14 protein-coding genes, 1 tRNA gene and 1 CRISPR repeat array are annotated in these 20,864 nt (G+C 49.9%); of the genes, 3 read left to right on the plus strand and 12 right to left on the minus strand.

Annotated elements, in window-relative coordinates; translation table 11 throughout:
* Positions 1-49: 49 nt before the first annotated feature.
* Positions 50-1,983: direct repeats of the CRISPR family, unit length 36 nt; unit sequence GTGAATTTCCTTCGATCGCCGTTAGGCGTTGAGCAC.
* Positions 1,984-1,999: 16 nt separating this feature from the next.
* Both ACP5D4_RS04715 and hpsU read right to left on the minus strand, forming a co-directional pair.
* A complete protein-coding gene (locus ACP5D4_RS04715) occupies positions 2,000-2,872 on the minus strand; it encodes an MBL fold metallo-hydrolase (RefSeq protein ID WP_428010476.1) in 873 nt (290 codons plus the stop codon).
* Positions 2,873-2,916: 44 nt separating this feature from the next.
* Positions 2,917-3,573: a hormogonium polysaccharide biosynthesis acetyltransferase HpsU gene (gene hpsU, locus ACP5D4_RS04720; protein ID WP_428010477.1), complete on the minus strand. Its 657-nt coding sequence runs from the start codon at positions 3,571-3,573 to the stop codon at positions 2,917-2,919.
* 535 nt (positions 3,574-4,108) lie between these two features.
* Between hpsU and ACP5D4_RS04725 the strand changes: the two genes are divergently transcribed.
* Complete coding sequence (locus tag ACP5D4_RS04725; protein ID WP_428010478.1) at positions 4,109-5,203, plus strand: ABC exporter membrane fusion protein; 1,095 nt, start codon at positions 4,109-4,111, stop codon at positions 5,201-5,203.
* Positions 5,204-5,370: 167 nt separating this feature from the next.
* Positions 5,371-6,474, plus strand: coding sequence for an ATP-binding cassette domain-containing protein (locus ACP5D4_RS04730; protein WP_428010479.1), 1,104 nt, complete (start codon positions 5,371-5,373; stop codon positions 6,472-6,474).
* Between the two features lie 2 nt (positions 6,475-6,476).
* On the opposite strand, the gene devC is transcribed toward ACP5D4_RS04730, so the two are convergent.
* The 6 genes from devC to ACP5D4_RS04760 form a co-directional block, all read right to left on the minus strand.
* The gene (gene devC / locus ACP5D4_RS04735; RefSeq protein WP_428010480.1) at positions 6,477-7,652 is read right to left on the minus strand and encodes an ABC transporter permease DevC; all 1,176 of its coding nucleotides are present in this window, start codon (positions 7,650-7,652) and stop codon (positions 6,477-6,479) included.
* A 472-nt stretch (positions 7,653-8,124) separates the two neighbouring features.
* A complete protein-coding gene (locus tag ACP5D4_RS04740; protein WP_428010481.1) occupies positions 8,125-9,849 on the minus strand; it encodes a hypothetical protein in 1,725 nt (574 codons plus the stop codon).
* Positions 9,850-10,086: 237 nt separating this feature from the next.
* The gene (locus ACP5D4_RS04745; RefSeq protein ID WP_428010482.1) at positions 10,087-11,763 is read right to left on the minus strand and encodes a GH3 auxin-responsive promoter family protein; all 1,677 of its coding nucleotides are present in this window, start codon (positions 11,761-11,763) and stop codon (positions 10,087-10,089) included.
* A gap of 414 nt (positions 11,764-12,177) precedes the next feature.
* Complete coding sequence (locus tag ACP5D4_RS04750; protein WP_428010483.1) at positions 12,178-13,122, minus strand: glycosyltransferase family 2 protein; 945 nt, start codon at positions 13,120-13,122, stop codon at positions 12,178-12,180.
* 61 nt (positions 13,123-13,183) lie between these two features.
* Entirely contained in the window at positions 13,184-14,155 is a 972-nt protein-coding gene (locus tag ACP5D4_RS04755) for a glycosyltransferase family 2 protein (RefSeq protein ID WP_428010484.1), read from the minus strand.
* Positions 14,156-14,353: 198 nt separating this feature from the next.
* The gene (locus tag ACP5D4_RS04760) at positions 14,354-14,569 is read right to left on the minus strand and encodes a hypothetical protein (protein ID WP_428010513.1); all 216 of its coding nucleotides are present in this window, start codon (positions 14,567-14,569) and stop codon (positions 14,354-14,356) included.
* 20 nt (positions 14,570-14,589) lie between these two features.
* On the opposite strand from ACP5D4_RS04760, the gene ACP5D4_RS04765 reads away from it, so the two are divergent.
* Positions 14,590-14,724 carry a hypothetical protein gene (locus tag ACP5D4_RS04765; RefSeq protein ID WP_428010485.1) on the plus strand — a complete coding sequence of 45 codons (135 nt, stop codon included), beginning with the start codon at positions 14,590-14,592 and terminating at the stop codon, positions 14,722-14,724.
* Positions 14,725-14,936: 212 nt separating this feature from the next.
* Here ACP5D4_RS04765 and ACP5D4_RS04770 read toward each other — a convergent pair whose 3' ends face one another.
* From ACP5D4_RS04770 to uvrB, 4 genes are all read right to left on the minus strand, one after another.
* Positions 14,937-15,785 (minus strand): PEP-CTERM sorting domain-containing protein, encoded by an 849-nt coding sequence (locus ACP5D4_RS04770; protein ID WP_428010486.1) that lies wholly within the window; start codon positions 15,783-15,785, stop codon positions 14,937-14,939.
* 555 nt (positions 15,786-16,340) lie between these two features.
* Entirely contained in the window at positions 16,341-18,293 is a 1,953-nt protein-coding gene (ftsH, locus tag ACP5D4_RS04775; RefSeq protein ID WP_428010514.1) for an ATP-dependent zinc metalloprotease FtsH, read from the minus strand.
* Positions 18,294-18,472: 179 nt separating this feature from the next.
* A tRNA-Gly gene (locus ACP5D4_RS04780) sits at positions 18,473-18,544 on the minus strand.
* Positions 18,545-18,670: 126 nt separating this feature from the next.
* Positions 18,671-20,674 carry an excinuclease ABC subunit UvrB gene (uvrB, locus tag ACP5D4_RS04785; protein ID WP_428010487.1) on the minus strand — a complete coding sequence of 668 codons (2,004 nt, stop codon included), beginning with the start codon at positions 20,672-20,674 and terminating at the stop codon, positions 18,671-18,673.
* Positions 20,675-20,864: the final 190 nt, after the last annotated feature.

Genomic DNA, 20,864 nt, shown 5'->3' on the forward strand with positions numbered 1-20,864 from the left:
GGCGTTGAGCACTGGATCTGTAGTCCCTTTAATCTCTCGTGTGTACAGAGTGAATTTCCTTCGATCGCCGTTAGGCGTTGAGCACTATTTGAATCCGTGAAAGAAGATTTGCTGGAAGGAATTGTGAATTTCCTTCGATCGCCGTTAGGCGTTGAGCACAGTTCCCCTAAAATTTCAATTGTAATGCCTGTTAAAGTGAATTTCCTTCGATCGCCGTTAGGCGTTGAGCACAACGCGAAAAAGCGGAGAAAGAAGAACGAAAACAAGGTGAATTTCCTTCGATCGCCGTTAGGCGTTGAGCACACGTTTCCTTGTGGCAACTTAATTCCAAAGATTTTGTGAATTTCCTTCGATCGCCGTTAGGCGTTGAGCACGAGAGGTTGAGACTAGAATGGTTCCTACATCAACAGTGAATTTCCTTCGATCGCCGTTAGGCGTTGAGCACGACTGCGATCGCTCGAGCTGCGTCCAAGTTAACGCAGTGAATTTCCTTCGATCGCCGTTAGGCGTTGAGCACCGCCTTTTTTCTGCTTGAGGTTTGTGTTGGAACCAAAAGGTGAATTTCCTTCGATCGCCGTTAGGCGTTGAGCACAGGTTACGGGAGAAGTGGGGGACAGTGAGGAGGATGTGAATTTCCTTCGATCGCCGTTAGGCGTTGAGCACTGCCAACGTTAGTTGGAATCAAATAGCCCAGGATTATCCCAGGGTGAATTTCCTTCGATCGCCGTTAGGCGTTGAGCACGAAAACGTCAAAGGGTTGATATCTAGACGTTTTAAATCGTGAATTTCCTTCGATCGCCGTTAGGCGTTGAGCACTTATCTCTGAATTAGAGCAGGGAATATCCCGCTTAAGATGTGAATTTCCTTCGATCGCCGTTAGGCGTTGAGCACAATTAGAGCTGACATCACTAACTCAAGCTTTAGAAGTGAATTTCCTTCGATCGCCGTTAGGCGTTGAGCACATTGTTCGCAACGCCACGGGAACTGAGGAACTGAACGTGAATTTCCTTCGATCGCCGTTAGGCGTTGAGCACAAATCCGCGAACCAGATAGCTATCTCCACAGAAAATCGGTGAATTTCCTTCGATCGCCGTTAGGCGTTGAGCACGCACACGTTAAAGAGCAATTCTATGCACTGACTGAAGTGAATTTCCTTCGATCGCCGTTAGGCGTTGAGCACCCCTTATCCGCGAGGGGCAGACGCGAATCGCGGTAGAGTGAATTTCCTTCGATCGCCGTTAGGCGTTGAGCACGGGACGAAGACTTGGGTGTATCTCGAGTCCGCAATGTGAATTTCCTTCGATCGCCGTTAGGCGTTGAGCACTCAACATTAAAGCATCCTCTTACTCCCGAAGAAATAGTGAATTTCCTTCGATCGCCGTTAGGCGTTGAGCACAGCTATCCGTATGTTTTCAGCGTGTTACTGCCTTATCAAGTGAATTTCCTTCGATCGCCGTTAGGCGTTGAGCACGTTCACGCTAGAACAAAAGGCAATAGTCCTTTTATGTGAATTTCCTTCGATCGCCGTTAGGCGTTGAGCACATTTAGATATTGATTATTTAGGGACTGTTCCAGGTTGTGAATTTCCTTCGATCGCCGTTAGGCGTTGAGCACAGTCCCCTCGGAATCCCCGATATGTGGCTGTTCTGGGGGTGAATTTCCTTCGATCGCCGTTAGGCGTTGAGCACCAGCGGACAACTGGGCGGCGATCAAGTCTTTCGGGATCGTGAATTTCCTTCGATCGCCGTTAGGCGTTGAGCACAAGAAGAAAAATATGCTTACTATTTAACTTCACCGGGAGTGAATTTCCTTCGATCGCCGTTAGGCGTTGAGCACTTTCAAGGATGGGCGCGTCTTCCTCAGTTCCAGCAGAAGTGAATTTCCTTCGATCGCCGTTAGGCGTTGAGCACTAAAGTCTTGTCATCACTCGATTGCGTCATCTTGGGGGTGAATTTCCTTCGATCGCCGTTAGGCGTTGAACACTAAGACTCAAAAGGTATTACTGCTCTTTCATCCATTCCACACATTCGTGCAGTTGTCGCGCCATCGTCTCGCGATCGAGATGTGCGCGGCGACCGTGACCGGGAAGCACCCACTCAAACGAGTAGTTCGTCAATTTCCCCATCGAGTCGATTTGCGCTTCCCAGGAATACCAACAATAGCGACGGAACGCATAAAGACGCTCCAGCAGCGGCGACCAAGCCAGATGATCTCCCGCCAACAAAAACCGATCGCGATACAACAACACAGTATGGCCGCGAGTGTGACCGGGAACCGGAATAATTAACAAATCCGGCGCCAACTGAATCGGGTCGAAACCCGATAACTGAATTTCGATATCCCGCAATTCGTCCGTAATCTCCAGTTCGTGGAGAATGCGATCGCACCCGAAGCGATCGCGGAATTTGGCGTGGTCGGCCACATCGTCTTTGTGCGTCAAATACAGATAGCGCACCCCGCCGAGTTCCTCAAGACGCTTCACCAACGGCGCGGCGAATCGCGGCGAATCAATCAGAACGTTACCCTCCGGTCGCTGGATGAAGTAACTGGCGGCGCCGAACGAGGATTTCGAGTGATAGCCGCAATGGTAGACGTTTTCAGCGACGGGAAGCGGAAACTCCCGCTGCACTTCGCCGATATCCGATGGCGGTTCCACCGTTCCAATAGAAGCCGTCGGACAAGATAACAGTGCAGTTAACGCGGCGTCCCGTTCCGCCTCGCTGCTGGGTTGGTGGTACACGGCGGACTGGTCGCCATCCCGATAGAAAACATCCGGCGCCATCCAACGACAAGTATCGCAGTCGATACAGGTAGAATCAACGTAAAAGTCACCTTCGACGTTTTCCGAACGCCGTTTTTTGAGAGTCGCCATAAATCGATCTTGGGTTTTTTCGTCTTTCTTTTATTGTGGCGATTTTATTGGGGGGATTGAAAATTCGCCGTTGTTGCAGTCGCGGAACTCCCAGCCTTGTCCTCGATCGATCGCGGCGATTTGGGACGACAGGGACTCCCGACGCAGAAATAGCCAGCCGGGAGGTTTCCAAAAACGCTACTTCTGGCGCCGACGACGGTATTCGACCCAATGCAGACTCCCGCAGCCACGAAGCAATCCGCCGCAATCCACACGCCGTTTCCCAGTTGAATCGGTTGAGTTTTCAAGCCAAAGGCGCGATCGCGACTGTCGTGGCTTCCGGTGCAAAGATAGGTTTCCTGGGAGACGACGCAATGACAACCGACGGTAATTCGATCGAGACTGTAAAACACCACGTCGTCCCCAATCCAGCTATAATCGCCGATTTCGATTTTCCAGGGATAGGTAAATCGCGCCGTGGGACGAATTAAGACATCTCGTCCGATTTTCGCGCCGAAGCGACGCAGCAGCCAACAGCGAAACCCGCTGGCGAAGTGGGGACTCAGAGGAAAGGCGATCGCCTGAACGAACCACCACAGCAAAACGTACCACCCCGGACGACCGCGATCGAACCACGACTGATCGTATTGTCGTAAGTCTATCCAAGATTCTGCTTGCAAGTCGGGGGATTCGGACTGTAAAGGTATCGGTTCTCGCTTCATGGGGTCAATCCAGCCAGATCGAGGGTTTGCGTTGGTTTCGATTTTAATCGACGAATACTATTTTAAAGTTTAAATGATTTTGTGTTCATATTTCTATTTAATGGTGTTTTTTGGGGTGTAGCCTGGAATGCGATCGCCTCTTTTTTTGAGGCTTGAACGATAAAAAATGTTACATCCATTTAAATTAAACTCAGATATACTAGAATTGGTTGAGCTTAAATACTTCACGATACCAACGCCAATCCAAACAAAATCTAACCCAACAATATAAATTTTTCAAGTATTAAAAAAACATAGTTTTCTTGAAAACTATCCATCAGATTAAACAACAAACAAATAAATCCTCTTCAGGATCGCTCGTTCGGGAAATCGTTCAACCAAACATTGATGCAATATTGATGTAATGCTGTTCCTCAAAGTCGAACCCATGAAACTAGGGCGCGTTCCGCTTTTTCTCCTAGGCGTCTTATTAGGCGCCTCAACTATTGGAGCATCAACCTACTGGTTTTTACAGCGATCTGAACGAAAAACGGAAATGGCAATCGCCGAAGCCAGTCCGTTAGACATGACCCAGCGGGAACCGGATTTTGTTACCGCATTGGGTCGCGTTCGTCCTAAAGATGAAATTATCGTCGTTTCCGGTTCCTCGTCAACGGAAAACGCTCGCGTTGCCGAACTTTTAGTCCGAGAAGGGGACAGCGTACAGTCTGGAGAAATTATCGCCATTTTAGATAATTTCGAGCGTTTGCAAGCCACGTTACTCGAAGCCGAAACTGATGTTTCCTTCGCGCAAGCCGAACTCGATCGCGCCGAAGCCGGAGACGCCAAACAAGGACAAATTGCCGCTCAAGAAGCTCATATTGAAGACTTGAGAGGGCAATTTGAAGGAAAAGTCGCGATACAAAAAGCGACAATTGCTCGCTTAGAAGCCGAATTAGACAACGCGAAAAACGAATACGAACGGATGTTACCTTTGGCTGGAGAGGGAGCGATTTCAACTTCAACCATCGAAAGTCGGCGTCTCGATGTCGTGACGTTACAAGAAGATATTCGCGGTGCCAGAGCGCGTTTGGAAGAAATACTCGATTCCTATCCCAATCAAATTTTAGAAGCGCGATCGACATTAGCAAATTTACAAGAAGTGCGTCCGGTTGATGTAAACGTCGCCAGAGCGAAACTCGAACAAGCATTGGCTGCTGTGGAAAAAGCTGAAGCCGAACTTGAGTTAGCCTACGTGCGATCGCCGATTAACGGTCGAGTCTTAAAAGTGCATACGTTTCCAGGGGAAACTATCGGTTCCGAGGGAATTCTCGAACTGGCGCAAACGCAAACCATGTATGTTATCGGCGAAGTGTACGAAACCGATATCGATCGCGTGCGAGTCGGTCAAACCGTCAGCGTTACCCATTCCATGTTCGAGACAGAATTGCGCGGAACTGTCGAACAAATTGGCGCACAAGTTGGTAAAAAAGACGTATTAAGCAGCGACCCCAGCCTCGATGTAGATGCTCGCGTCGTAGAAGTGAAAATCCGCTTAAATCCAGAAGACAGTCAAACCGTTTCTAATTTAATTAACTTGCAAGTCGAGATTAAAATCAATATGGATTCTCAGCCTAAAAATCCGTCCTAGTGCTTTCCCCCATATCAGATCCCCGGCATCTCCCAGATGCCGGAGATCTAGCTCGCCACTCCTCAATAAAACTCCTCAATAAAACTCCTCAATAAAAAAATCGACAGAGCAACGATCGCAACTGATTAAAACTGTCTATTTCACCAACAAAACACCTAAACATCGGTATGAATCAAGCGGAAATTGTATCGATCGAACATCTCGACTACTACTATCAAGACGCCAACCAACGAAAACAAGTTCTCTACGATATCAACCTCAACATTTACCCCGGCGAAATTTTAATCTTAACCGGCGCCTCCGGTTCGGGAAAAACCACCTTACTCTCGTTAATTGGCTGTTTGCGATCGATTCAAAGCGGCAGCCTCAAAATCTTCGGACATCAACTCTATCGAGCCAGCGAGCAGAAACGGATGCAGCTTCGCCGACAAATCGGCTATATTTTCCAGCATTTCAACCTCTGGGATTTCATGACGATTCGGCAAAATATCCAAATTTCCCTAGAATTACAACAGCATTTTTCTGCTAAAAAAGCTCGAATTCAAACCGACTCCATTCTCCAAGAAGTGGGATTGAGCCGCCACGCCAACGCACACCCCAGCGAACTCTCTGGCGGACAAAAACAACGAGTTGCGATCGCCAGAGCCTTAGTCCACCGTCCCAAACTCGTCCTCGCCGACGAACCGACAGCAGCTCTCGACAGCCAAACCGGACGAGAAGCGATGGAAATCGTCCGACATTTGGCAAAACAGGAAGGCAGTGCCGTTTTAATTGTCACTCACGACCCGCGAATTTTGGACGTTGCCGATCGCATTATCCGCATCGAAGACGGCCGCCTCGGCACCGCTTACGGCGAGGAACTGTCTCTGGTTCTTCCAACACTTAGCGATCGCGAACTGACGCAAATCGCCTCAACCTTAAAAGTGCAAACTTACGCCAAGGGAGAAACGATTATTCAGCAAGGAGATATTGCCGATAAATTCTTTATTTTAATTGAAGGAACCGTTGAAGTGGTTCAAGAGCAGGACAATTCAGAAGTCGTCTTTTTAAGGACGTTGAGCCGCAACGACTATTTCGGTGAAATTGGCATTGTCAATCAAAGCCAACGAACTGCTACGGTGTGCGTCATTTCCGAGGAGGGTGCAAAAGTTATCGTCATGGAGCGAGATATTTTCATGAGTATGATGTCGGAATCGGATTTAACCAACATCATTATCAAACATCAAGTTCAGGAACGGTTGTATCGAAAACTTATCGATTTACAGGCTTGATTTTAACCAAAAATATCGGCAGGATCGGCTTCTTTGAGCTTCCAAACGAAAATAGAACCCGAAACAAAACAAATCGCACAGGTTGCCCCGAGAACCGCGATCGCCACATCGGATTTCATAACTAACGATAATCCCGTAGAGTCGGCAATAATATCGTACATGACGATCGACAAGCCGAAACCGGGTAAATATCCTAATACGGCTAAAATTAACGTTTCTTTGAGGACGATCGACACTAAAGCCGAATTACTAAATCCAATGGCTTTAAAGGTTGCGTAATCTTTAATAAATCCCGATATTTTTTGATAGAGAATTTGGTATAATACAATTGTACCGACCAGCATCGAACCAATTAACCCAAATCGAAACATTAAGCCAATCGGCGTACTGTTTTCGTAAAAAACCTTTTCTTCTAAAATTAGAGTCTCTTTCGAGATGGCTTTAACGTCGGGGGGAAGATAGTTTTTCAAAGCGGCGAGAGTGCGATCGATATCCGCTCCTGGCTTCAGTTTAACTAAGCCGATATTCATCTGACCGGGGGTTCGATCGAACAGTCGTAAAAAGTTCTCTTCACTCGTCACCATCGAAGCGTTAAACGAGGTACTAGCCCCCAATTCAAACAATCCCGTCAGTTTCACTTTTTTAAACTCGTCCCGTGGCGTGCGAATTTCCGTGTAAAATGCACCTTGAGTTTCCAGCTTTTGAATTAAGGGTGAAAACTCTTTACGGGAGTTGCGATCGAGTAAAAAACTATCTTGCTGTTTGATGTTCTCGAGATTGCGATCGATACCCGGTAAATCGATAACCTTCGGTTTGATGGGAATTCCAATGACTTGAATTTGTCTTAAAAAAAGATAGGGATTGTCCGGATCTCGAACGAGCGTCGAGTTATAATAAATTGGCGTCACCGAGTTCACTTCCTCGAAAGCTAACGTTTGATACAGCCGTCGTTCGGAAAACTTCAACGGTCGTAAAACGGTGACGGAAGAGGCATTTAACAGGACAATATCGGCGTTAAAGCTGGCGGGAAGTTTGACCAAACTGCCGAGAAACCCCGCTCGAAAGCCAATTTGCATGAAGAGCAGCAGTGTGGTGAAGGCAATTCCGAGAATTGCGGCGAACGTTTGACCTTTATGATATTGCAGTTGCAACCCTGCGATCGGCACCTTGGAAAACATTCGCTTCGCTCTTCAAATGCGTTAAATTCGATTGTATGAGATGCAATTTTAAAAATCAATGAATTGAATTAAAATTTAAAATTTAATTTTGCATATTCGATATTTGGTAGATCCCCGGCTTCAGCCCCCTTTACAGAAGTGAGATACAGCCAGATCCCCGGCATCTAGGAGATGCCGGGGATCTTAAACGAGAGGTACACTCTCCGTACTCGATTGAGCGGCCGTTGGGTTACGGAGGTTCGTACAACCGACTTCAAACTCATGTTTTTAGGGTCTTCGGAGATTAGGGTGTAATTTGTAAATTGGAATACAAAATTTGGGTAGGGGCGCATCCCCCCTTCGCCCCCTATCCCCCCCAACCCCCCTTTCAAAGGGGGGCGAAGGGGGGATAACCAGGTATAAAATATGCTTATCACCTCAAACTCCGAAGACCCTGTTTTTATATCGATTAAGATGTACCCCAAACATCTGTCTATTTCTCGGACAAAAAATGCTGTTGAATTTGTCGAACCAGGGATTTATCCGGTTGGCGACAGTAATCCCCGGTTCGGTGAGCCACCAGCAGCGGCCAGCGAGGACAGGAGATGACGCTTCGGGTGGCTCGAATTGCAGCCACGCGATCGCGCAAAACAGACAGTTCGATCGCTAAATTCTCAACGAAGACTTTCGCAAATTCTCCCATCGCTTTACCTTCACTCTCGGCACGTTTTAAAAACTCATTGGCACTTCCATAGTCTTCGGAATTTAACGCCAAAAATTCTCTCAAGCCGATTCCGGTTTTTCGCAAAACCCAAGCCACCTCTTCCGGAGACAGTTGGTTCTGCTCGATCGCCTGCTGCAAAATTCCCGCCACAGCAAACGATCCCGCCAGTTCTGGCAAACGAGCCTTACTGCCATATTTCAGGTCGTTGGCAAACACTAACGCCGCCGCAATATACCCCATCGTATGGGTAGTGGGATAGACGTGAGATTTGCCGCAAAACGCACCGCCAATATCGATACTTTTGGAGACAATTTCTTTCAGCAAGCTGTTTTTCGGAAAACCGCTCGACCCCAACCCCATAAACTTTTTACCGTCCCCTGGAATATGGGGAGTTTCCACGTTAAAGGCTCCCGCAATACCGGGACGGGTATGATGGTCTGGAACAGCACAAACGGCGGTTTTAAACGGTAAGCCGTTTTTAGCAGTTTCTAAATACTGTGTGAGTCGGGGAAATTCACGATCGAACAACGACCGTTCTCGAGGATGCAACCCCGATAAAACTCCCGAACAGTGCAACAAGCGATCGCCTTCAATAAATCCCGCTAACGTGGCACCGATAGAGGTGGGATTGTACAGCGACAGGACGCGACTGTTTTGAATCTCCTGCGGACTCTGTTCGATTCTATCCCGTTGAATGACATTTTCGAGTAAGCATAAATACGGCACGATCGCCCCGAAAATCCCTCCTCGAATTGGCGATGTTAGTTGCGTTAAAGTGACGTCGGAAACTTGAGTTTTAATCTGCGGTTTTTCTTGAAATATTGCTTCTAAAATTACCGTCAAATTCTCGGGAGACTGCGGCGTAGTCGGAAAAAAAATTCCCGACTCTTCGAGGACTTGACCGATGGCGTTTCTATCCCGTTCTTCCCGCGTATCGTAGCGTCGCAGTTGGCATTTTAACGAACTACTCTTGACTTTTTGCGTCAGGATGTCGTCTTTTTCATCCCGCATAATCGCCGAACCCCGTTTCGGACACCAAATCGTCAGTTTGACTTCATCGAGGTTGAGAACGGACACCGCGTGATCGCCGTAGGGAATCGCAATCGTTTGTAAGCGATGCAAGATTTCATGTAACGCCAAACCGAAGTTCGTGGAGGTGGTACAGACGATCGAGCGATCTCGCAAGGCTTCCCACAGTGCAACCTGTAGCACATCAACGGTTTTTAATACCTCGTCTGTGAGGTCTTCGGGGTTAAAAATTACCGCGTTTTTCGAGTTTTTTCGGCTGACTAAAAACTGCCGTTTTCGGGCGTTTAGATGGCACGAAGCTTGCAAGTTTCCTTGTGATGTCTGATGCTGTAAATCCTCGAGCGATTCCCAATAGGGTCGAACGGTATCGCTCAACAATCCAAATACCTGAAACGCTTTCACACTATTTTGAAAATCCGACCATCCCTCTAAAATGGCAATGCGTCGATCGAACAGCTCGCTCAACAGAGGAGCATCGCTTAATAACTGTTGAGCGGTGGGGCTGTTTCCCCCCTGAGCTTTCTCAAGGCCAAAGCCCAGACTTCGAGCAATTTTTAATGACAAGAGGGCATTTTTTAACGGATAAAACGAATCGTTCGATCGAGCATTTAAAGACATTTATTTCACAGGCGATCGCGAATCCAGGTCGAATCATCTTTTTAAATCATCAATCGAAAAATTTGTCAAGATCTCGACCGGTTTTTAAGCCGTTCGCGACCCGAACTGAACCGCTCGTTCGACTTCCAAATCCGCCACGATCGAGCGGTCTTCGCTAATATGAGGAAACTTCAGTTGATAAGCTGGGATTCCCCGTTCCACTTGTCGGCGACGTACGATTTCAAAACTTCCCGGCTTCAAAATTTGCAGGCGCGGCGGCGGAATGGACATATCCCGCTTCACTTGATAATAGATATGAACCTCCTTTAACACGCGATCGAACGCTTCAATAAAGCCTTCCGCATCGTCGAGATGATATCCCGGTGCCAGTTCCACATTCACCAAATATCGCGCCGGAAATTCGTTATCCGAAAGGGTAATACAGAAATCTTCAAAGCGAATTGCAAACTTATCTTGCAAAATTTGCATGGTTTGGGTGACGTGATATTCTGTCGTTTTTTCCGTCGTTGAAGACAACAAGCCCCCGCGACGATATCGAAACACGATTAACGGCGCTTCCTCGTAAAATCCAACCACCTGAAACACATCACCGATATCGTAGCGATAAAATCCGCTGTGATTGGTGACGAGTAGTCGATAGTATTCTCCCACTTTCACCTCGCTGGGTCGCAAAGTTTTCGGATGTTCGCTATCCCATTCCTCCGGCGGAACGAACTCGAAAAAGCCCGTTTCCACCGCTAACGCACTGCCGTCCGTATCCAAATCGGGATAGATACTAAAGGTTCCTTCCGCCGAAGCAAACACCGCCCCAAAGCCGGGAATATCGCCAAAATATTCGGGGAATCGCTGCAAATAAAAATCCGAGGTTCCGCCTCTGGCGGTGGTGTAACAAGACAATCCCGGCCAAACGAGACGGGGTAGCAGACGACCTTCTGTTTTTAGGATACTGCGTAACTCCGCCGCTCGATCGACATCGGGCATCAGTTGCGCTTCCAAACTCACCCGCAGTTCCGGTTCGAGTTTCAACCAAGGGGCAATCGATCCCGTTTCGATATCTTCAATTAACGCTTCAGCGTACTCCTCCAACCAGTTACAAAGCTGCAAAATCACCATCGGGAAATTGCTGCCGATACTGGTGGGACAGTCTCGCAATGCAAACAACAACGCCGTGTAAGATCGCGCGAAGTAATCTTGCGGTTTAAAGGTATCCAGGGGATGAACGAAAAGCTGTTTGTAGAGAAACGACCCCATTTTTAACACCCCCGGGCCGGCCGATCCGTATTCAATGCCGCCTTGGGTATATTTCGGGGCTTCTAAGGCATTGAGAACCAGGTTTTTGCCGAGTTTTTTACCCCGCTTTTTTAACCCGTGGACGAGGAATCCCAAACTGACCAGATTCGCCCAACCTAATATATTTTGAAAACGCCGCGTGACCGGGATGAGTTTTTGTTTTCCCGTTGACCCGCTCGTGCGATTGAGATACACCACCGGATCGGAGGTTAAAACGTTCGATTCCCCATCGGCAATCCGTCGAACGTAAGGTTCGTAAGCGGTATAACCCAGAACTGGAATCCGCGCTTGAAACTGCTCGATCGATTGAATTTCGCCGATTTTATACTGTTGTCCGAGTTCGGTATATTTATAGCGTTTAAGAAGATTGAATAAGAATTTTTCCTGAGCTTCTGCAACGTTTCGGACTTTCTTATTAAAGTTTATTCTGGCGCGGTCTGCAACAAAGGTTAAAAGCGGGAGAAGATCCATAATGGTCTTGAAATTTCGATTCCTTTCAGAGTGGGTCGATTTTTTTGGATTATATCTCTTCAATTTTAACATTTTTTAGTGTATCGTAACAGTGCGATCAATACCAATGTGATAAAATATTCAAATATAGGGCTGGTTAACCTACAAAAACACACTATAAAAACTAGAAATTTCGAGCGTTCTCGATAACCTGTTTTCTCGAAAAAGAGTGTTTTGGTCGTCCCGGTTCCCCCGTCGCTGCAGCGATCGCCGCGTTACCGACAATGACGTAACGGGGAAATCCCAACACCAGATCCCCGGCATCTCCAAGATGCCGGGGATCTCAGACAAGAGCGACTCGATCTAAATCTCCGATCTAAATCTCAAAGAGATTTAACTCAAGAGATTTAACTCAAGAGATTTAACTCAAGAGATTCAAGACACCGATTGCGTTGCTTTCGGCGGGGCGTTTTTTTCGTCTTTCTTATTTAACTGACCACCAAACTTGCGAAGTTCGTAAAGTTTGACGCCAATTTGATACTCGTACTGACTCAACAAACGACCGTAAATATACCCCGCACGACCGTCTAAAAATCCCAACTGAAGAATATAAAATAACACGAAGCGCAACAAAGGTTTAAATGGCAACCGCACCCAAATCTTTTTCAAAAAACGCTTGCGCTGAACCGAATCGCCGAACAAATTCGCGCCGATAGTGCCGTCATCACCTTGTCCGGTCAGCAAATTATAATAGACTCGCGCTTCCCAATTTGAATAGCGATTGTGTCGTGCCAACCAATGGTAAATATCCCGAAAATCGATGTGCAGCATATCGTTTTTCAGATATCCCGCTTCCGTCGGCAAAACAACATGTTCGTGAACCTCGTTGTCACCCGTATTCGGCACTTCTTCCGTGTTCAAGTTTTCATAGCGTCCCACTTTATGCTTGAACAGGCGCAAATTCCAATCGGGATATTTACCGCCGTGACGAATCCAAACACCGAGGAAAAATACGCGACGGTTGAGATAGTAGCCATCGCGATCGTTTTGGCGAACCACTTCGTCGATTTCGTCCCATAATTCCGGCGTAATCCGTTCGTCGCAATCGACAATTAACACCCATTCGTTGTTAAAGGGAAGATTGTCGAGCGACCAGTTTTTCTTTTTCGGCCAGCGACCGTTAAAGTGAAATTGCACCACCTTCGCGCCGTAACTTTCCGCAATTTCACTCGATCGATCTTCACTTTGAGAATCGACGACGAACACTTCATCAGCTCGGGACACACTTTCAAGACAAGCCGGAAGGTTGGCTTCTTCGTTTTTCGCCGGAATGAGGACGGAAACGGGAACTTTAGCAGGAGGATTGGCAGAAGAAGACATGAGCTAATCGCGTAGGGGGTCAGAAGATGAATGGGAAGAAAAGGTGCAGTACAGATCGGGATTAACGAGACTCAGACGGTGGCGAGAGCATTCCCTGAACGGCGTAAACAAGATAGCCGATCTGACCGTAGGCATATACTAGATTATCAAAGCGGCGAGCCGGATCTCGGGAGTATTTCGCCGCCTTGTACAAGCCGCGAAGGATGCGTTCGCCGCCCCGTAATAACTGAGGCGGACCCGCACTACCCGCAAGCTGTTCGCGATAGCATTCGCTGATGCCTTGCCACCACCCTCGACGCAGGAACCAGGTTCGATCGATCCGTTCGGGGGCGACGTTGTGGGCGACGAGGGCTTCGGGGAGATAGGCCACTCGCCACCCCAGTTGTAAGGCTTTTTCGGTGGTGTAGAGTTCCTCGTTAGAGAGGAGTTTTTTCCCGACGCGGCCGAGATTGGGGTCGAAGCCGCCGATTCGATCGAGGAATTCCCGGCGGATGGAGTAGTTGAGACCGCGCGGCGTGAGGCCGGGTTGCGTAATCGACACCACCTCGTCGCCGAGGTCGTAGAGTCCTAGGTTTCCGGATAAATTTTCCGACAACCAGGGGGGAGGTGTCACGCCTTGGGGCCAGATGAGAGTGACTTTACCGCCAGCGATCGCCAGTTTGTCGTTGGTATCGTAGGCGTCGGCTAGATGTTTGAGCCAGGTGGGACTGGCTACGGCGTCGTCGTCGAGATAGGCGATGATGGGGGCGGTGGTTTCGCGAGCGCCTCGGTTGCGGGCGATAGAGAGTCCGAGGGTGGGTTCCCAGACGTAGCGCAGGCGGGGATGGGGCAATCGTTCCTCAACCACAGCTTGGGTGCCGTCGGTGGAGCCGTTATCGACCACGACAACCTCGTAATCGTCGAAGTCTTGCTGGTGAAGCAAGCTGTCGATGGCGGCGCCGAGATAGTTGTCGCGGTTGTGGGTGCAGATGACTGCGGAAATTTTCGGGGTGGGTTTGGGGTCGGTTTTGGGGTCGGTTTTGGGGTCGGACATAGAAATCCTCGATCGCGAAGCAGAACGGAGTTCTTGCGCCTCAAGCTGTGTCTGTTATAGCCCATTGCGGGCCATCAACGGACGCCACCGCAAAAAAAACCCCCGATATGGCATCGGGGGAAAACATGAGGAACTATCGCGTCAGAGGCATCAGAGAAAATTCGATCGAGTTCTGAAATCGAGTTCTGAAGTCGCGTTTCAGGTGAGACAGAGGTCGTCCACGACTTTCACTCGTCCCCGCAAGACCGCTCGTAGCAGGCGGTTGGCCGAGCGGCGATCGATTTCGTCGAGGCTGTCGTCGAGAATTGCGGCCATGAGTCCGTATCGATCGCTGAGGGTGATATATCCCCGGTCTGTTACTGAAGCGAGGATGGCAGAGATTGCGCCGGGGAGGAGTTGCAGTTGGGGAAACATGGCAGGCACTTCTGAACTCGATGGTTTCAGTATCTCCCGCCTTGGGGAATTACACCGCGATCGCCAGCAACAGTTACGGTGATTTTTTCAGTATATTTACGGTGATGCGATACCCCTATCCGGGCGATCGCATCCACAAAAATTCGGTGATATGAGGGGGCAAAAGGCTGTGATATCGATCGCACTACCCAAAAATACGGAAAGGACGACGATCGACAAAATCCCCGGCATCTCGAAGATGCCGGGGAACTGGTGAGACTGCCAGGACTCTATCTTGGAGAGAAAATCAAGATACTAAACAGAGATACTAAACAGAGATCCTAAACAGAGATATTAAACAGACCTTTCAAGGGGGAACGTCCGGGCGTTAAGACTTCTCTAGCTTCCGCAGACTGCGAGTACCCACCGCACCCACCAACAACAGAGCGATCGCCGACATGGGTTCGGGAACGTCTTGAGTTGGCGGAGTCGGCTCAGATGCTACATCTGTCACGTCCCCAGAGGACTCTTGTTTGACCTGAGACAGCGACCCCACCGTCATGTTATCGAAAGCAAAGATATCGGAAAATATGCCCGTACCGGGGGCAGTCATATTAAACGAAAGACTGGTAAACAATTCGTCGGCACTGTCGGCGATCGCGCCGAAATACAACACCGAACCGTCCGTACTGCCGTAACTTCCCACCGTATTGGGAACGGCGATCAAGGTTTCTCCGCCGTTAGCGAGGGTGAGGTTTAACATCAGTTCCCCGCCGAAGTCGCCTAAATCCACACCGTAGAAGCCAAAGGCGGCGACGGCTTGGCTGAATTCCACCACGAAGTTGTTCCCGGCGGCGTTGGTTTCCCAATAGTTGGTTTTCGAGATACCGTAGCGTCCGTATCCGTTCGTTTCCCCTTCCACGACAGCGTTCATAATGCCCTGTCCGTTGAGGGTAGCAGTTCCCGCCTCGCCAAAGTCTAAGGTAATGGGATCGGGGGTGGCGACGGGAAATCCTTCAAAGGTTTCCGTTCCGACACCGACGAGATTGGAGAGAAAGTCGGTTTCGGCTTGCAGAGCGTTGCGGTACTCCGTCAGGGGTTGCGTCGCACTTTGGTTGAGGTCTTCTCCGAAAAAGATACTGAAGGCGCCGGCGGAAGAGGCGAATCCGAACGCTCCCGTCAGGGACAGGGAGAAAACGGTACAAGTCGAGACAGCCTTTGTTAGAACACCGGACATAGTTGAAACCCTCTAGGCAAACCGAGCAGTCAGAGATTGACGATCCATCGCAGTTTTTTTCGTTTTATTTCTCGAATTTACGTTCGGTTAAAATCGATTAAAATCGATGAGGAAATGTAAATTTTGCGACGATCGAAATCAGAAACAAACCGGAAATAGAACGAGCTAAATTCAAGTTAATTTTCTTTTAACCCCTATGTCAATAGAGTTTAGCAGCTCTTTAATAGCTTTTAAAACCGTCTTTATACGGGTTTTAAAAACTCATAGAAATTACGCAGATCTGCCCTAAAAAATCCAAAGATAATACGTAATTCCGATAAAACTTCTCTCGGCTGATGGCGATCGATCGACGAACCCTCTGAGATTCTGCGTCGATTCACCGAATTTTGAAACCGCCTATCGAGGCGTTCCCCAAACCACATCCGTAGCTTTACGGAAAATTGCCACAACAAAATCAGGGGACGAACCTCGTCCCCTGACTGAGTGAAAACACGGTTGCGATATAGCGATCGCCGGGATGTCTAGCCGCGATCGGACAAATTAGTGCTTAAACGATTAGCCAACAGTCGCTTCAGACGGACTAGCCGTCCCCGCAAGTTGGCGTTCCGGAAGCGTCGCGTGTTGGGCTACGATGCGGCGAAACTCGTCCCCATCGATTTCCTCCTTCTCGATGAGCAAATCCACCAAGCGATCCATCAAAGGGCGATTGTCCCGTAAAATCTGACAAGTTTCCTCAAAACATTTCTGAGCGATGGTGCGAACCTGTCGATCGATCTGAACCGCCATCTCCTCAGAATGTTCCGAACTGGGCATGAGATCCCGTCCCAAAAACACCTCGTTATTAGGACTTTCCAGCGCCATCGGACCCAAATCCGACATTCCGTAAAGCGTCACCATTTCCCGCGCCAGCGTTGTCACCACCTTCAAATCCTGGCCGGCGCCGATAGTGACTTCCGCATCGCCAAAGACCACCGTTTCCGCCGCCCGTCCGCCGAGGGAAATGCGAATGCGATCGAGCAGCCAACTGCGAGAATACAGCCCGCTATCCACCATATCCTCGTTCAACACCGGTTGCGCGAAGCCCTCAATACCGCCAGAACGCGGTACGATCGTCACCTTATTCAGGGGGTCAGAATTCTTCAACAGCGTCATCATCATGGCGTGGCCGATTTCATGATAGGCGATGATGCGTTTCTTCTTACTGTCGAGGAGAGGCGTCAACTTCAAACCGATAGTGACGCGATCGATGGCGTCTTCGATTTCCGACTCCCCAATCGCGTCCTTGCGGCGACGCGCCGTCAAAATCGCCGCTTCGTTGAGGAGGTTCGCCAAATCCGCCCCCGAGAGTCCCGGCGTGCGGCGAGCGATTTTCTCCAAAGAAACGTCCGGGGCCAGTTTCTTATTGCGGGCGTGAACCTGCAAAATCCCCAACCGTCCGTTGTAGGTCGGTAAACTCACCGTTACCTGTCGATCGAACCGTCCCGGTCGCAACAGGGCGGTATCCAGCACGTCGGGGCGGTTCGTGGCGGCGATGACGATAATTCCGCTGTTCCCCTCAAAGCCGTCCATCTCCGTCAACAACTGATTGAGAGTTTGTTCCCGTTCGTCGTTTCCGCCGCCGATTCCCGTTCCCCGCTGGCGTCCCACCGCGTCGATTTCATCGATGAACACCAAACAAGGGGCGTTTTCCTTAGCTTTGCGGAACAAATCCCGCACCCGCGAGGCGCCGACGCCCACGAACATCTCGACGAATTCCGAACCAGAAATACTAAAAAACGGAACCCCCGCTTCTCCAGAAATGGCTTTCGATAACAGAGTTTTCCCCGTTCCCGGTGCGCCGACAAGCAACACGCCGCGCGGAATTTTCGCCCCGATCGCCGTGAAGCGTTCCGGTTGTTTGAGGAAGGTGACGACTTCTTGCAACTCTTCCTTGGCTTCCTCAATTCCAGCTACATCGTCGAAGGCGACGCCAGTTTTCGCTTCCATGTGGAACCGCGCCCGGGATTTCCCAAAGTTGAGGGCGTTGTTTCCCGACTGCGAAGAGCGACGCACGATCGACATCAAGCCGCCAATCAACACCAGAATCAACAGCAGTTGCCCTAAAATACCGATGGCGAAGCTGTTGTCCGGGGTGGGGTTGCTGTCGATTTCGACCTCGTTACTGCGCAACCGCTGAATCAGTTCCGGGTTTTCTTCAAACAGACGCACTTCGTAGGGCGCTTCCTCTTCCCCCTGATTGGCCAGGGTAACGCGGGCGCTGTTGCGGGCGGGGTCGAGATCGACTTTTCGGACTTCGCCGTTCTCGACTTTTTCAAGGAACGCACTGTAGGACATCTCCTTCGATTCCCGCTGTGCTAGGGCGGGGCTTCCCAATAACAGCACTTGTACCAGCGCCCAAGTTGCGGCGATCGATCGCCAGTTGGCGCCCGTTTTGGGGCGAGGGGTCTCCGTCGTCGATGCGTTTTTGAATCTTGTCTTCAACCAAGCGAGAGTCCGTTGAGCTTTCATGTTCGGCCGTTCGTGGATATCGGTGATGTAGAGTGCAGTTCTTGCATTTCTAGTGTAACGCCGCCCTCGGGTATGGGAAGACGTCACGACAGAGACGGCGATCGCATTTTCCAGAGAAAAGCGAGGTCGATCGCAACAACCGAATATTTAACCGATATTCAAAACAGTTCGATGAGGAAAGCGGGCGACCGGACTCGAACCGGCGACGTTCAGCTTGGGAAGCTGACATTCTACCACTGAATTACGCCCGCAGTAGATATCCAAAAGCGGTCTGCAAGACTCCTATTATATCACGAATTGCTCGGTTGGGAAGGGTTGCGATCGAGCCGCAGACCGGATTTTTGCATCTCGATCGCCCCTAGATCGACGACCTCCCCCTACGACGATCGCCCCACCAACTTATCTCGCAAATGCTTGATGCGATCGCGCAATTTCGCCGCCTCCTCGAACTCCAAATTCTTCGCCGCCTCCTGCATTTGCGCCTCCAACTGCTGAATCAACTCCGGAATCTGTTCTAACGGAATCTCCTCGGAATGCTCGTAAGCCGTTTCCAATTGTTGCGCGTTGAGGCGTCGAGAAATCTCCAAAAACGCCAAAATCGAATTGTCGATGGCTTTCACCACCGGTTTCGGCGTAATCTTGTGCTTGCGGTTGTACTCCAACTGAATCTTGCGACGGCGTTCCGTTTCCGAAATCGCCTTTTCCATACTTTTCGTCAGCCTATCCCCATAGAGAATCGCCTGACCCCGCACGTGACGCGCCGCCCGTCCGATGGTTTGAATCAGCGATCGTTCCGCCCGCAAAAACCCTTCCTTATCCGCATCCAAAATCGCCACCAAGGACACTTCCGGTAAATCCAACCCTTCCCGCAGCAAATTGACACCGATGAGAACGTCGAATTCTCCCTGTCGCAAATCCTGTAAAATCTCAATGCGTTCGATCGATCCAATATCCGAATGCAGATAGCGCACCCGCACCCCGCGATCGAGCAAATACTCCGTCAAATCTTCCGCCATCCGCTTCGTTAACGTCGTCACCAGAGTCCGTTCCCCCAACCCCACGCGATGGCGAATTTCCCCAAACAAATCATCCACCTGACCCTCCGTCGGACGCACGAAAATTTCCGGGTCTACCACCCCCGTCGGTCGAATAATCTGTTCGATGACATTTCCCTGAGAATGTTCGATTTCCCAATCTCCCGGCGTCGCCGACACGAACGCACACTGCTTGACTTTCCCCCAAAACTCCTCCGCCTTCAACGGTCGGTTGTCCGCCGCACTCGGAAGCCGAAACCCATGTTCGATTAGCACCTGTTTGCGAGATCGATCGCCGTTGTACATCCCGCGAATCTGAGGAACCGTCACGTGAGACTCGTCCACCACCAACAGCCAATCCTCGGGAAAATAATCCACCAAACATTCCGGCGGTTCCCCCGCCTGTCTCCCCGCCAGATGTCGCGCGTAATTTTCCACCCCGTTGGTATATCCCACCTCGCGCAACATCTCCAAATCGTAGCGCGTCCGTTGCGCGAGTCGTTGCGCTTCCACCAGTTTCCCCGCCTTTTCCAACTGTTCGAGGCGTTCCTCCAGTTCCGCTTGAATCTCATCACAGGCGAGATCGAGGCGTTCCTCCGGCGTAACGAAGTGGCGGGCCGGATAAATCCGCAACCGATCGACACTTTGCAACACCCCCCCCGTCACCGGGTCGATATAGCGAATCGCATCGATTTCGTCCCCAAAGAACTCCACCCGAATAATGCGATCTTCATAAGCGGGGCCGATTTCCACCACATCCCCTTTCACCCGAAACTTACTGCGTCCCATCTCCACATCGTTTCGCGTATACTGAACGCCGACGAGATCCCGTAACATCTGGCGTTGGTCGATTTCCTGTCCCACCTCGAGGGGAATCGAAGCTTTGAGGTATTCGCTGGGAATCCCCAACCCGTAAATGCAGCTAATGGAGGCGACCACGATAACATCCCGTCTCTCGAAGAGCGATCGCGTCGCCGAGTGGCGCAACATATCGATTTCCTCGTTAATCGAGGCCGTTTTCTCGATATAAGTATCAGTAACCGGGATGTACGCCTCCGGTTGGTAATAATCGTAATAACTAATAAAGTATTCGACCGCGTTGTGAGGAAAGAACGATCGCAGCTCGTTGCAAAGTTGCGCCGCCAGAGTTTTATTGTGCGCCAAGACCAACGTGGGTTTTCCCAGGTTTTCGATAACCTTGGCCATCGTGTAGGTTTTCCCGGTTCCCGTGGCACCGAGGAGAGTTTGGAAGCGGTTTCCGCGTTTGAGGCGTTCCGTGAGTTGTCGAATCGCTTGCGGTTGGTCGCCCGTAGGTTGGAAAGGAGAGGTAAATTGAAAGGGAGTCACGATCGATCGTCTCTGGCAACGGCGTTTTGATTTTAAGCTTTGATTGTAGATCGATCGTCCCGATGGCGACTGCTTTTCCCCTGTTTTCCACTTCCTCTGTCCAGACTGTCCAGATCCTCGGAATCTCAGAAAGTCCGGGGATTTTCAGGTAAACTTACAAGTCATTGTGGACTTCCACTCAGCGATTTCG

This window comes from Baaleninema sp., from assembly GCF_049974805.1.
Classification (GTDB): Bacteria; Cyanobacteriota; Cyanobacteriia; order Cyanobacteriales; family Geitlerinemataceae; genus Baaleninema.